12 protein-coding genes and 1 pseudogene are annotated in these 12,702 nt (G+C 69.5%); 7 read left to right on the top strand and 6 right to left on the bottom strand.

Annotation, left to right across the window (positions count from 1 at the left end; all coding sequences use genetic code 11):
* Positions 1 to 93: 93 nt before the first annotated feature.
* The 4 genes from hutH to hutI are packed head-to-tail and all read left to right on the top strand — an operon-like array spanning position 94 to position 5,782.
* Positions 94 to 1,638 (top strand): histidine ammonia-lyase, encoded by a 1,545-nt coding sequence (gene hutH / locus D7D52_RS24055; protein ID WP_120744414.1) that lies wholly within the window; start codon positions 94 to 96, stop codon positions 1,636 to 1,638.
* On the top strand, positions 1,635 to 3,284 hold the full coding sequence (gene hutU, locus D7D52_RS24050; protein WP_120739856.1) for a urocanate hydratase: 1,650 nt from the start codon (positions 1,635 to 1,637) through the stop codon (positions 3,282 to 3,284). Before hutH ends, hutU begins: the two co-directional genes overlap by 4 nt.
* 12 nt (positions 3,285 to 3,296) lie before the next feature.
* A complete protein-coding gene (locus D7D52_RS24045) occupies positions 3,297 to 4,592 on the top strand; it encodes a formimidoylglutamate deiminase (protein ID WP_120739855.1) in 1,296 nt (431 codons plus the stop codon).
* A complete protein-coding gene (gene hutI, locus D7D52_RS24040) occupies positions 4,589 to 5,782 on the top strand; it encodes an imidazolonepropionase (protein WP_120744413.1) in 1,194 nt (397 codons plus the stop codon). Before D7D52_RS24045 ends, hutI begins: the two co-directional genes overlap by 4 nt.
* Here hutI and D7D52_RS24035 read toward each other — a convergent pair.
* The 3 genes from D7D52_RS24035 to D7D52_RS24025 form a co-directional block, all read right to left on the bottom strand.
* A complete protein-coding gene (locus tag D7D52_RS24035; protein WP_162958508.1) occupies positions 5,762 to 6,919 on the bottom strand; it encodes an alpha/beta hydrolase in 1,158 nt (385 codons plus the stop codon). The genes hutI and D7D52_RS24035 overlap by 21 nt on opposite strands.
* Positions 6,920 to 6,991: 72 nt before the next feature.
* A complete protein-coding gene (locus D7D52_RS24030; RefSeq protein WP_120739852.1) occupies positions 6,992 to 8,281 on the bottom strand; it encodes a HEAT repeat domain-containing protein in 1,290 nt (429 codons plus the stop codon).
* 133 nt (positions 8,282 to 8,414) lie between these two features.
* Complete coding sequence (locus D7D52_RS24025) at positions 8,415 to 8,849, bottom strand: T6SS immunity protein Tdi1 domain-containing protein (protein WP_162958507.1); 435 nt, start codon at positions 8,847 to 8,849, stop codon at positions 8,415 to 8,417.
* A gap of 111 nt (positions 8,850 to 8,960) precedes the next feature.
* On the opposite strand from D7D52_RS24025, the gene D7D52_RS24020 reads away from it, so the two are divergent.
* Positions 8,961 to 9,944 (top strand): cyclase family protein, encoded by a 984-nt coding sequence (locus tag D7D52_RS24020; RefSeq protein ID WP_246023253.1) that lies wholly within the window; start codon positions 8,961 to 8,963, stop codon positions 9,942 to 9,944.
* On the opposite strand, the gene D7D52_RS39375 is transcribed toward D7D52_RS24020, so the two are convergent.
* A complete protein-coding gene (locus tag D7D52_RS39375) occupies positions 9,937 to 10,158 on the bottom strand; it encodes a hypothetical protein (RefSeq protein WP_246023252.1) in 222 nt (73 codons plus the stop codon). The genes D7D52_RS24020 and D7D52_RS39375 overlap by 8 nt on opposite strands.
* On the opposite strand from D7D52_RS39375, the gene D7D52_RS39370 reads away from it, so the two are divergent.
* Complete coding sequence (locus D7D52_RS39370; protein ID WP_246024052.1) at positions 10,066 to 10,602, top strand: TetR-like C-terminal domain-containing protein; 537 nt, start codon at positions 10,066 to 10,068, stop codon at positions 10,600 to 10,602. The two genes, D7D52_RS39375 and D7D52_RS39370, sit on opposite strands and share 93 nt — an antisense overlap.
* Before the next feature lie 37 nt (positions 10,603 to 10,639).
* On the opposite strand, the pseudogene D7D52_RS40405 reads toward D7D52_RS39370, so the two are convergent.
* A pseudogene (locus tag D7D52_RS40405) lies at positions 10,640 to 11,380 on the bottom strand (alpha/beta fold hydrolase); the annotation flags it as partial.
* Positions 11,381 to 11,435: 55 nt separating this feature from the next.
* Between D7D52_RS40405 and D7D52_RS24000 the strand changes: the two are divergent.
* Entirely contained in the window at positions 11,436 to 12,257 is an 822-nt protein-coding gene (locus tag D7D52_RS24000) for a helix-turn-helix domain-containing protein (RefSeq protein WP_120739846.1), read from the top strand.
* A 16-nt stretch (positions 12,258 to 12,273) separates the two neighbouring features.
* Here D7D52_RS24000 and D7D52_RS23995 read toward each other — a convergent pair whose 3' ends face one another.
* A complete protein-coding gene (locus D7D52_RS23995) occupies positions 12,274 to 12,588 on the bottom strand; it encodes a hypothetical protein (RefSeq protein WP_162958505.1) in 315 nt (104 codons plus the stop codon).
* Between the last annotated feature and the right edge of the window lie 114 nt (positions 12,589 to 12,702).

The following is a 12,702-nucleotide window of genomic DNA, read 5'->3' as shown; positions in this document are numbered from 1 at the left end:
TCCGGGGTGTACGCCAGAGGAAAACGCGCAGCTTGGCGGCAACCTCCGCGTGGGGGCTCGATCCGAACGGCTCGACGCGCTGGAATGGGTGCCATGACGCGAATCGGATCGCAGCGGGTACCGGTTGGCGCGGAACCCTTGAGCCGGGCCGCGGTGGTGGCGGTGGCGCGCTACGGGGCGGGCGTGGAGGTGTCCGCCGCGGCCCTCGACGAGTTGGCGCGGGTGCGCCGGCACATCGACGAACTCGCGCACAGCGATCGGCCGGTCTACGGGGTGTCCACCGGATTCGGCGCGCTCGCCCTGCGGCATATACCGCCGGATCGGCGAATCGATTTGCAGCGCTCGCTGATTCGCTCGCACGCCGCCGGCGCGGGCGCGCCCGTGGAACCGGAGGTGGTGCGGGCCATGATGCTGCTGCGACTGCGCACACTGCTGTCCGGATACACCGGGGTGCGGCCCGAGACCGCGCGGGCGCTGGCGGGGCTGCTCGACAGCGGGCTGATCCCGGTGGTGCCGGAATACGGTTCGCTGGGCTGCTCGGGCGATCTGGCGCCGCTCGCCGCGGTGGCGCTGGCACTGATGGGGGAGGGCTCGGTACTCGGGCCGGACGGTCCGCGCCCGATCGGGCCGGCGTTGGCCGAGCACGGGCTCACGCCGATCACCTTGGCGGAGAAGGAAGGACTGGCGCTCACCAACGGCACCGACGGCATGCTGGGCATGCTGGTGCTGGACCTCGAGGATCTGCACCGGCTGTTCGATCTCGCCGACGTCACCGCCGCCATGAGCGTGGAGGCGCAACTGGGGACCGACCGGGTGTTCGCCGCGGAACTGCAAGCGCTGCGGCCGCATCCGGGGCAGGCGGTGGCGGCGGCGCGGATGTGGGCGGCGCTGGCCGGATCCGAGATCGTGGCCAGCCATCGCGGTGCGGACTGCCCGCGCGTGCAGGACGCGTACTCGCTGCGCTGCGCACCGCAGGTGCACGGGGCGGCGCGCGACACGCTGGCGCACGCCGCCGCGGTCGCCGATCGCGAATTGGCTTCCGCCATCGACAATCCCGTGGTGCTGGGAGACGGGCGGGTGGAGTCCAACGGGAACTTCCACGGCGCGCCCGTCGGGTACGTCCTCGACTTCCTGGCCATCGCGGTCGCGGATGTGGCGAGCATTGCCGAGCGGCGGACCGACCGCATGCTGGACGTGCACCGCTCGCACGGACTGCCCGCGTTCCTGGCCGCCGATCCGGGAGTGGACTCCGGGTACATGATCGCGCAGTACACACAGGCCGGGGCGGTGTCGGAGCTGAAGCGCTGTGCCGCACCGGCTTCGGTGGACTCCATCCCGTCCAGCGCCATGCAGGAGGACCATGTGTCCATGGGCTGGGCGGCGGCTCGCAAGCTGCGGCGCGCGGTGGACGGGCTGACGACGGTGCTGGCCGTCGAACTGCTCACCGCGGCACGGGCATTGGACTTCCGGGCGCCGCTGCGGCCCGCACCGGCGACGGGTGCGCTGCGGGATCTGGTGCGGGAGCGCGTGCCCGGGCCGGGACCGGACCGGCATCTCGCGCCGGATATCGCCGCCGTGGTCGACCTGGTGCGGTCGGGTGCGGCGGATCACCTGCTAGCACTGGGGGTTTCGTCATGACCAGGATGGTTCGGGCCGCACGCGGAACGGTGCTGAGCGCACGCGGCTGGCAGACCGAGGCGGCATGGCGCATGCTGCACAACAATCTGGATCCCGAGGTCGCCGAACGGCCGGAGGATCTGGTCGTCTACGGCGGCGCCGGGAAGGCGGCCCGGGACTGGCCCAGTTTCGACGCCATCTCCCGGACCCTGCTGGAGTTGGCGCTGGACGAGACGCTGCTGGTGCAGTCCGGGCGGCCGGTGGGCGTGCTGCGAACGCACGAATGGGCGCCGCGGGTGCTCATCGCCAACTCGAATCTGGTGCCGGATTGGGCGAATTGGCCGGAATTCCGGCGGCTCGAGGCGGCCGGGCTCACCATGTACGGGCAGATGACGGCAGGGTCGTGGATCTATATCGGCACCCAGGGGATTCTGCAGGGCACCTACGAGACGTTCGCGGCGGTGGCGGCCAAGCGATTCGGCGGCAGCCTGGCCGGAACCCTCACGCTCACCGCCGGTCTCGGCGGGATGGGCGGGGCGCAGCCGTTGGCCGTCACTATGAACGGCGGAGTGGCGCTGTGCGTCGAATGCGACCCACGGCACGCGCGGCGCCGGGTCGACACCCGGTATCTGGACGAGATCGCCGACGATATGGACGATGCGCTGCGGCGGGTGCTGGCCGCCAAGGCCGAGCGGCGGGCGCTGTCGGTCGGGCTGATCGGCAATGCCGCCGAGGTGCTCCCGGAACTGCTGCGCCGCGAGGTGGAGGTGGACATCGTCACCGACCAGACCTCGGCGCACGATCCGCTGACCTATCTTCCGATCGGGGTCGCCCTCGAGGACTGGGACGACTACGCGGGCCGTAAGCCCGACGAATTCACGCTGCGCGCACGGGATTCCATGGCGCTCCATGTCGGGGCGATGGTGGGATTTCTGGATCGCGGCGCGGAGGTGTTCGACTACGGCAACTCGATTCGGGGGGAGGCGAAACTCGCGGGCTACGAACGGGCCTTCGACTTTCCCGGGTTCGTGCCCGCCTACATTCGGCCGCTGTTCTGCGAGGGCAAGGGGCCGTTCCGCTGGGTGGCGCTGTCGGGGGATCCCGCCGATATCGCGGCCACCGACCGCGCCATGCTCGAGCTGTTCCCGGACAACGAATCGCTGGCGCGGTGGATTCGGCTGGCGGGGGAGCGGGTGGCGTTCCAGGGGCTGCCCGCCCGGATCTGCTGGCTGGGTTACGGCGAGCGGCGGGCGGCCGGGTTGCGGTTCAACGAAATGGTCTCGCGCGGTGAGGTTTCCGCGCCCCTCGTGATCGGGCGCGATCACCTCGACTGCGGTTCGGTGGCGTCGCCGTATCGGGAGACCGAGGCAATGGCCGACGGGTCCGACGCCATCGCCGACTGGCCGCTGCTCAACGCGCTGGTCAATACCGCCTCGGGGGCGAGCTGGGTGTCGATTCACCACGGTGGCGGGGTCGGCATCGGACGGTCCATCCACGCGGGGCAGGTGACCGTCGCGGACGGGACCGCGCTCGCCGCGCAGAAGATCGACCGGGTGCTGACCAACGATCCCGGGATGGGGGTGCTGCGGCATGTGGACGCGGGGTACCCGGAGGCGGAGGCCGTCGCTCGTGAGCGAGATGTGCGAATTCCGCTGTGGGAAGCCTGAATCGGTGATCGGATGAGCACCTATTGGTTTCCGCGCGCCTGGCTGCCGAGCGGGGTGAGCGAGGCGGTGCGTATCGACGTCGCCGACGGGATCATCACCTCGGTCACACCGGGTTCGCCGCCCGCTGGAAATCGGCTGTCCGGCATGGCTGTTCCCGGATTCGCCAACGGTCACTCCCATGCGTTTCACCGGGCGTTGCGTGGACGGACCTACGCGGATCGAGGCCGCTTCTGGAGCTGGCGGGACCGGATGTACACGGTGGCACGGCGATTGGAGCCGGACTCCTACTACCGGCTGGCGCGGGTGGTGTACGCAGAGATGGTGCTGGCGGGATACACCAGCGTCGCGGAGTTCCACTACCTGCATCATCCCGGGCACGGGCAGCGGTATGCCGATCCCAACGAGTTCTCGCATGCGCTGGTCGCGGCGGCGGAGGAGGCGGGGATTCGGTTGACGCTGCTCGATGCGTGCTATGTGGCCGGGGGATTCGGGAAGCCGACCGAGGGGGTGCAGCAGCGGTTCGATGATGGGGACGCGGAGGCGTGGGCGCGGCGGGTCGAATCCTTCGTGCCGGCCGGGGATCTGGTGATCGCCGGAGCGGCGGTGCATTCGGTGCGGGCGGTGCCCGCCGAGCAGATTGCGGTGGTGGTGCGTGCCGCTGCCGGCCGCCCGCTGCACGTGCATGTGTCGGAGCAGCCTCGGGAGAACGAGGAATGTCTCGCGGTGCACGGTTGCACGCCGACTCGATTGCTCTCGGCGGCAGGAGCTCTCGGTCCCCGAACCGTGGCCGTGCACGCGACGCACCTGACGGCCGAGGACATGACGGAACTGTCCGGCGGCTGGGTCTGCCTGTGTCCCAGCACCGAAGCCGATCTCGGTGACGGGATCGGGCCCGGACGCGCGCTCGCCGACGCGGGGACGGGGCTGTCGCTCGGCAGTGACGGGCAGTCGATCATCGATCCCTGGTTCGAGGCGCGGGCGCTGGAACTGCACGAGCGGCTCGGCAGCGGGCGGCGTGGGCGGTTCGAGGTCGGGGAACTGCTGTCCGCCGCTACCGCACATGCCGCATCGGGGTGGAGCAATACGGGAACGATCGCGCCCGGCCGGGATGCGGATCTGGTGTGCGTGGACACCGAATCGGTGCGTACGGCGGGGGTTGACGGTCCCGGAATCCTCTTCGCGGCAACGGCATCGGATGTCACGGACGTGATGATCGCGGGACGCTGGGTGGTGCGCGACCGATGCCACCGAACCATCACCGATGTCGCGGCAGCCCTCGACACCGAGATCGGAGCGCTATGGCGATGAACGCGGCTTCCATGGCCATCACCGGGATCGCCGAATTGACCACGAACACCGATGAATTCGGTGTTCTCCACGATGCGGCCTTGGTGATCGAGGGTGAGCGCGTGAGCTGGGTCGGGCCGTCGCGGTCGGTGCCGGATGCCGATCGCCGCGTCGACGTCGGTGGGCGAGCGGTGCTGCCCGGCTGGGTCGACAGCCATACGCACCTGGTGTTCGCGGGTGATCGCACCGCGGAGTTCGCGGCGCGCATGAATGGAGTTCCCTACTCGGCGGGCGGTATACGTACCACCGTCGAAGCGACCCGTGTGGCCAGTGACGGACTCCTCGCCGAGAACCTCCACCGGCTACGCGCCGAGGCGCTCCGGCAGGGCACCACGTATCTGGAGACCAAGACGGGCTACGGACTGACCGTTGCGGATGAAAAGCGTTGTGCCGCACTGGCAGCCGAGGCGGTGGACGAGGTGACTTTTCTGGGCGCTCACGTGGTCCCGGCCGACTTCACCCCCGACTCGTACGTGGACCTGGTCTGCGGCCCCATGCTCGGGGCGGTGGCCGAGCATGTGCGCTGGATCGACGTCTTCTGCGAGACCGGCGCTTTCGACGCCGCGCAATCCGCGCGTGTACTGCAAGCCGGTCGGGCTCACGGCCTGGGCCTCCGCATCCACGGCAACCAGCTCGGCCCCGGACCCGGCGTCCAACTGGCCGTCTCCCACGCCGCCGCCAGCGTCGACCACTGCACCCACCTCACCGACGCCGACATCGAGGCCCTCGCCGCCTCCACCACCGTGGCCACCCTGCTCCCCGCCTGCGACCTCTCCACCCGCCAACCCCTCGCCCCCGCCCGCCGCCTCCTGGACGCCGGAGCGCGAATAGCCCTGGCCACCAACGCCAACCCCGGCAGTTCCTACACCACCTCGATGGCCTACTGCGTGACCACCGCGGTCCTGCAAATGGGCCTGACCCTCCCCGAAGCCCTCTGGGCCGCCACCGCCGGTGGCGCCCAAGCCCTAGCCCACGACCTGTCCGCCCCAGGCGCGGTCGGTGTGCTGCGCCCGGGCGCTCGAGCCGACCTCCACATACTCGACGCCCCCGCCGCCATTCACCTCGCCTACCGCCCCGGCATACCCCTCACTTGGTCGGTGTGGCACCGAGGCGAACCGGCGCACCCTCGCTCAGGGGAGGTGGGACTGTAGGAAGGTGAGGGCGTCGGGGAGGGAGGCGAGGAAGGCCCCGCTGTGGTCTTTGCCGGGGTAGGCGGTGGTGGTGATGGTGACCCAGGGGTTGTGGGATTGGAGGGCGGGGCCGTAGGCGGGGGTGTCGGTGGGCGGGACGTCGATGTCGGCGGTGCCGTAGCCGATCATGAGATCGGCGGGGATGACGTCTTCCTGGTAGGCGACGAGGGAGCGGATGTCGGCGTCGAAGGTGGGGGTCGGGGTGTCGGGGTCGGTGACGAGGGCGGCGGGACGGCGGGACTGGGCGTCGGCCACCAGGTCCGAAAGGCATTCGGTGGCAGCTTTTTCCACGTACTGCCTGCCGAAGTCGGAGAGGTAGGGCAGGACGCTGCCGGGGTTGCGGTCCTCGAGGGCGGCGAGGTAGTAGCCGGCGTATCCGACCTGGTTGGCGGAGCCGGTGGAGGAGGCGCGGAACATCTCGCGCAGGCTCTTGGCGGGGTCGGTGCGCAGGCCCGTGGCGATGACGCCGGTGAGTCCCCGGGCGTAGGTGGGGTTTCGAGCGTAGAGGGCGGCGGCGCTCATGACCGCGTGCGCGCCCTCGGACTGGCCGATGAGCACCCAGTGACTGGTCAGGGGGACGGGCAGGGCACGCACGGCGGTCACCGCGTCGAGCAGCGAACGGGATTCGACGGCGGTGTTGTAGTAGGAGAAATTGCCGCCGGTGCCCAAGCCCTGATAGTCGGGGGCGAGGACGGCGTAGCCGTGCGCGAGGATCTCGTCGAAATAGGCCCGGTTGCGGTCGGATTGGGGCCGATGCGACGGAGCGCAGTCATTGCCGATGCCGACGGTGCCGTGCGCCCAGACCACCAGCGGCCAGCCGCCCTGTGGAGGGAGACCGGGCGGAAGATAGAGCGCGGCGGTGGCGCGAGCCTGATTGTCGTGCTGATCAGCGGTCGTGTAGCTGAAGCCGAGGGACGCCGCCGCCTTGTCGAAAGACCATGCCCCATCGAGCAATTCGACGCCACCCAATCGGCCCAGGTCCCGGGCGTCGGCTACCGCGGGCGTCGCGGTGGCGATCAGGGCCGCGCAGGCGGTCAGGGCACACGTGCCGAGTACGACCTGCCGGACGGCTTTCGTGACCGTGTATCGAACCGGCATCGCCACCACTCCCTCCCGACGGCACAACATTCCGACCATACCGCCCACCCGGTACCGCGGCTCGATGCTTGATCACGATTGGCGTGCCACGAGCCCACACAGCCCGCTCTGCACGTGCAGATTGTCGACAGCCGCCAGACCGGGAGGAATCGGAACAGTGAGACCGAGTCGCTCGAAGTCCCAAAGCAGCCCATTGTGCACCGACCAGCTCACCCCCGGCGGCTCGGTCAGCAGATCCGCCAGCCCCGAAATCGCCTCGACGGCATGGAGTTTCCCCAAGCAGTCGATGGCTTCGGACCGCACACTTTCCCGGCGGTCATGGCGAGCCAACTCGACGAGCTGGTCGACGGCCGCGGGACCCGCATGCGTCGTATACGTGCGCACGGCTTCCTGCGCCATCGTTCCGGTCGCCATCGCCAGGTACCTCCACGCCACATCGGCGACGGCCGGGTCGGGAGCCAGCAGCGACAACGAGTACATGGCGGACTTGCGTACCGTGAAGCTGGGGTCGGCCACCAGCCGTATCAGCTCACCGGTGCATTGCCAGTCCGCCAGTGCGGCACAGCCGATCTCGCGAAACAATGGATTCGGATGCCCCACCAGTCGCGCGGTCGCGCGAGCCCGAGCGTCGGGTGCGTATCCCGACCAATCGAGGCCCCGCAGTCCCGGATCGAGCTCGTGTCGATCGACTTCAGGGTTGTCCAGGAGCGCCAGCAGTTCGGCTTCGGTCACCGCCTCGCGGCGGGAGTATCGGGCACTGAGCGGCAGCTGCTCGTACGGCGAGATCTCGTCCGGCCAGCCCACCAGATCACGCACTGGCAGCATCCATTCACGCAGCAGCGCAACAGTTTTCGGGTTGCCCTCGACAACCTCTTCTTCGAAGGTCTCGCGCAGCTCGTCGAAGGTCGTGGTGGCCGCCGCTCGAATCCGCTCGTCCGGGTGTGCCCGCAAATCCGCGACCGCGCGCAGCACACGTTGCGTGGGGTAGTACCGCAGCGTGTCGAGCGCTTCCAGGGCCACTTCGAACGCGTCGTCGTGGGCGGCGGCCAGCAGCCCATCCTCCGCCGCGACCGGCTCGAACCAGAACGCGGCCGCCGCGGCGGCCTTGCGTACGGCTGGGTCGGGGTGCGTGAAGGCGTGTACCAGCACCGGGACGAATTCGGCCTCGTCGAAGCCGAAGCCCATGCTCTCGATCGCCCTGGCCTGCAAGGGATGTCGGTCGTCGCTCGCCACCGCGATCACGATGTCGGCCTCGGCGCGGGTCATCAGGCCCAGGGCGTGTCGCATGATCACGGGATCGCCGGTGGCCCACCAGGTTCGGTGTAGTTCACTGGTGGTGGTGTCGTCGAAACCGGTGACCACGTTGGAGGCCCGGATTCGGATCTGTTCGGGCAGGGTCGGGTCGGGTCGAGCACCATGTCGGTCAGCTCGGGGATGGTCCGGTAGTCCTCGGCGCGGGCCAACTCGTTGAAGTATTCGAGGGTCGGTTCCGCGTTCATTCGAAGTCCTGGGCCTGTGCCACCAGGTCGAAGAACACCCAGACGCCGCCCTTCTGGTACGCGTCGGGCGCCTCGGAGCCGCCGAGGAACGGGTATGGGGTGGCGATGTAGACCTCGTCGGCGGCCAGGGGGCCGAGTCGTTTGCGAATCTCGGCGACGTGCTGTGGTTGCAGGACGTAGGTGATGACGTTCGGGTCGAACAGCACCTCGCTGACGAACTCGGTGACCTCGGTGTAGGACCCGTAGTCCTTGACGCCCGGGCTGTATGGGTCGAGGATGCCGTATTCGCCGGTGCGGCTGCTCATCAGGAAGGCGTGACCGAGGTCCGAGTAGCCGACGACCGTGTCGTAGCGCGGATAGTGCTCGGCCCAGGCCGGCATCACCCGGTCCATCCGCAGGTCACCGATGAGTCGGAAGGGAACGCTGGTCACCGTGCCCATCCAACCAGAGCGCCCAGGCAACCAGACCGACCGGGACTGACTCTCGACAGGCCGGGCCGCGGGCGGTAAAGATCGAACCGACCCGTCGGAGTGGAGGCGTCCGTGACCGAAGAATGGCGCAAAGCCGGTGAACGCGTCCGCAACTGGGGCCGCTGGGGTGACGACGACCAGCTCGGGACGCTGAATCTGCTGACGCCCGAGCGCATCGCGTACGCCGCCACGCGCGCGGTCCGGGGCCGCGCCATCCAGCTCGGCATACCGTTCGACGCCTACGGGCCGCAGAGCGCCGGCGGCATGCGGCGCAACCCGGTTCACCTCATGGCCATCGACGGCGGCGACGCCGAGCTCGCGGCCCAGCTCGCCGGCTGGGGCGGCCCGCAGGAGGCGCAGGTCGCGGGCATGTACGCGCGGGGGCCCATGCGATTCAACGACGACTACGTGATGATGCCGCTGCAGGCAGCCACCCAGTGGGACGCGCTCTCGCACGTGTACTACGACGGGCTGCTGTACAACGGCTATCCAGCCGCGTCGGTGACCAGTCTCGGCGCGACCCGGCTCGGTATCGAACAGGTCGCCGAGCGCGGCGGTGTGGTGGGGCGCGGGGTACTGCTGGATGTGGCCCGGCACCACGGGGTCGACCGGCTCGCGGCGGGGACGGTCGTCGGACCGCACGATCTGGACGCGGTGATCGCGGCGCAGGGCGTGGAGTTGCGGCCCGGCGACATTCTGGTGATCCGCACCGGCTGGTGGACTCGCTTCCTGGAGACCCGCCGACAGTCCGAATGGTTCAGCGGCAGTCCGGGATTGAGCTGGCGCTGCGCGGAATGGCTGCACGAGCACGAGATCGCCGCGGTGGCCCTGGACAATCCGGCCGTGGAGGTGATGCGGCCCGAGGACGGGGTGATGCTGCCGCTGCACATGCTCACCCTGCGCGACATGGGGTTGCCGCTCGGCGAGATCTGGGACCTCGAGGCGCTGGGCCGCGACTGTGCCGAGGACCGGGTCTACGACTTCCTGCTGTGCGCGCCGGCGCTGCGCATCCCCGGCGCGGTCGGCACCCCGATCAGCCCGGTCGCGATCAAATAGACCGGGCTGCAAGGTATTTCAGAGAGCCGCTACCACGCAGGCGGCGAGGAAGACCACCTGGACCAGGCCACGCAGGGGCAGCGGCATCGTCTTGACGCCCAGATTCTCGCGGGCCGCGCACATTGGTCGGGAACAGCAGCACCAGCATCACCGCCAGGCAGATCGCGGCCAACGGCGCCGCCCACGGCACGAGAAGTCCCGCGGCCCCGGCCAATTCGAGCAATCCGGTGACGGTGACCAGCGCGGCGGGCTGCTGACCGCGCTGGCCATCCAGGGCTTCGAGCTGCTCGATGCCGAATTGCGCGCTGCCGCCGGTGATTTCCGCGCGGTCGCGGTGGCCTATATCCGATTCGCCCGCACCCATCCGGGCCACTTCGATGTCATGTACCGGCACGATCTGCTGCGCACCGACGACGCGGAGCTGATCGCCGCCCGGGCGCGCTCGGGCGGCGAATTGCATTCCGGGGTCCTGGGAATGGGCCTCTCGGACGATGCCGCGCCCGCCGCCGCGCTCGCCGCCTGGTCGCTGGTGCACGGCTTCGCCACCCTGTGGCGCGAAGGCGCACTGGCGCAGTCGAGCCTCGGCGGCGACGACCCCGAGCAGCTGGCGCACGCCATGGTCGCCGCCATCGAATTCGCCGGGGCACGGGCGACATGATCTCCGCCAACGCGGTATCGAGGTGCTCGGCCAGGCCGCGCGGATCCTCCAGCGGCGAAAGATGTCCCGTGCCCGGAACGATCCGCAGGGTGGCGGTGGGCAGGTGGGGGAGCAGGTGTCGCGAGAGCACGGCGGGCGGCTCGACCCGATCGTGCTCGCCCGCCAGCACCACGACGGGCGCCTCGATCCGGGATGCGGTCGCGGTGATGTCGCGGGCGATCGAATCCAGCGCCCAGGCCGCGTGCGCGGCCGGCGATCCGGCCAAGCTGTCCTGAATCACCTGCTCGCGCAGATCATCCGGCAAGGGGCGGTGGGTGAGCGCCTTCGTGAGCGACCCGGCCACAGACTCCGCATCGTCGTAGGCGTGCACCAGCATCGCTTGCTGTTCGGCGGTCACCACCGGATGCGGTGGCGCCGGGGCAACGAGCGCCACCCCGGCCAGGCCGGGCGAGCGGCGCGCCGCCAGCAGCTGTGCGACCTTGCCGCCCATCGAATGCCCGACCAGCACGAAGCGGGCCGGCGCCAGCGTGTCGAGCACGCGCTGTGCGTCGTCGGCCAGCTGTGCGATGTCGTACGGGCCGGGCAGCGTGCGGGATTCGCCCCACCCACGATGGTCATAAGTGACAATCCGGCCCGGATATCCAAGATGGTCGATCAACGGCGCGAAGGTGCGGTGCGATCCGCCCCAGTAGTGCAGGAAGAGCAGCAGCGGGGCATCGGAGTCCCCGTCGGACAGGTGAATCGGCAGGCATCCGCCCGCTACGGCGATTTTCGTCATGCCTGCACGGTATGGCCGCCAAACCCGTCGCAGCCAGGTAGATTCGAGACCGCTCATGGTCAAAAATGGACAATCGATTCGAACGCTGCGGTATGCGACCGGGCCCGGGTGGGCTACCGGACTCGAGCTGCTCGACTTCGCTCAGCTGCGCCCCATGCCGGTCGCCGGCCGGGAGGTGGTCCGCGGCGACTTTCATGTGCTCGCGCGCTGTACCGGCGGAACCGGTTCCGTCGTGGTCGATTTCGCGGTGCACCCGCTGTCCGCCGGGACGGTGGTCTGGATCCGGCCGGGCTGGACGCACCGCTGGGACGACATCGCGCAGGTGAGCGGCTCGGTCGTGCTGTGCCGGACGGAACTCATGCCGACCGGAGCGCTCGGCCATCTGCCGTCGCCCGCCACGCCGCCGGTGTCGGCGGGGAATCTGTTGACCGACATGGCCTTCGACCACCTCGGCGGCGAATATCGCGCCGAGCCACCGGATCCGGTGATTCTGCGCCAGCTGCTGGGCGTGCTCGCGCTCCGGCTCGCCGCGGGGCTGCCGCCACCGCCCGGCCCCACCGATCTGTTCGACCGGTTCGCGCGGCTGGTCGAGCGGTATCACGGCGAGACCCGCGAAGTCGCCTGGTACGCGGCACAACTCGGCTATTCACCGCGCACGCTCTCACGAGCGGTGCATGCCGCGACCGGTGCCACCGCCAAGCAGTATCTCAACGCGCGGGTGGCGCTCGAGGCCAAGCGAGTGCTGGCTCACGAGTCGGTCACGACCGCGGAATGCGCCCGGCGGCTGGGATTCGAGGATCCGGCCAACTTCACCAAGTTCTTTCGCGCCCAGACCGGCGCCACGCCAACCGGATTCCGGGTCGGCGTGGCGAACTAGCCTGCTATGCCACCCGTCAGGCCGGGGGCGGCGTGGGGGTCCAGCAGGCCAATGGCGGGCCGGGTGGGGTGAGCTGGGACCAGCCGACCAGCGCGCCGATGCCCGCGCCGATCGCGGCGCCCGGGAACGCGCTGAGGGAACCGCCGATCACGCCACCGACGAGCGCTCCAATAATGGCGTTGCACTGATGCATCACCACATCCGGGTCGTCGACCGGTGCCGTATTGGGTGCCGTGACACTGGGCGCGGGCTCGACATCGAGCGGATCCGCGTAGGCCACACCAGCCGTGATCACTGTCGCCGCGGCCGCTAGAACAGCGGCTGCTGTCAATCGTCTGACGATCATCGCTCCTTCTTCCGCTGCTGGTAGAAGTGCTATCGCGAGTGAAAGGCAACCATGTAGCTATTTCAGGAGTACCACTGTCGACCGAACCTATTCGGCGTT

The sequence above is a fragment of the Nocardia yunnanensis genome, from assembly GCF_003626895.1.
Classification (GTDB): domain Bacteria; phylum Actinomycetota; class Actinomycetes; order Mycobacteriales; family Mycobacteriaceae; genus Nocardia; species Nocardia yunnanensis.
Note: the sequence above shows the minus strand (reverse complement) of the source record. Positions and strands in the feature narration are given on the sequence as shown.

Coding starts and splice junctions, on each gene's coding strand:
- hutH (WP_120744414.1), top strand. CDS start 94: ATGACGCGAATCGGATCGCAGCGGGTACCGGTTGGCGCGGAACCCTTG.
- hutU (WP_120739856.1), top strand. CDS start 1,635: ATGACCAGGATGGTTCGGGCCGCACGCGGAACGGTGCTGAGCGCACGC.
- D7D52_RS24045 (WP_120739855.1), top strand. CDS start 3,297: ATGAGCACCTATTGGTTTCCGCGCGCCTGGCTGCCGAGCGGGGTGAGC.
- hutI (WP_120744413.1), top strand. CDS start 4,589: ATGAACGCGGCTTCCATGGCCATCACCGGGATCGCCGAATTGACCACG.
- D7D52_RS24035 (WP_162958508.1), bottom strand. CDS start 6,919: ATGCCGGTTCGATACACGGTCACGAAAGCCGTCCGGCAGGTCGTACTC.
- D7D52_RS24000 (WP_120739846.1), top strand. CDS start 11,436: ATGGTCAAAAATGGACAATCGATTCGAACGCTGCGGTATGCGACCGGG.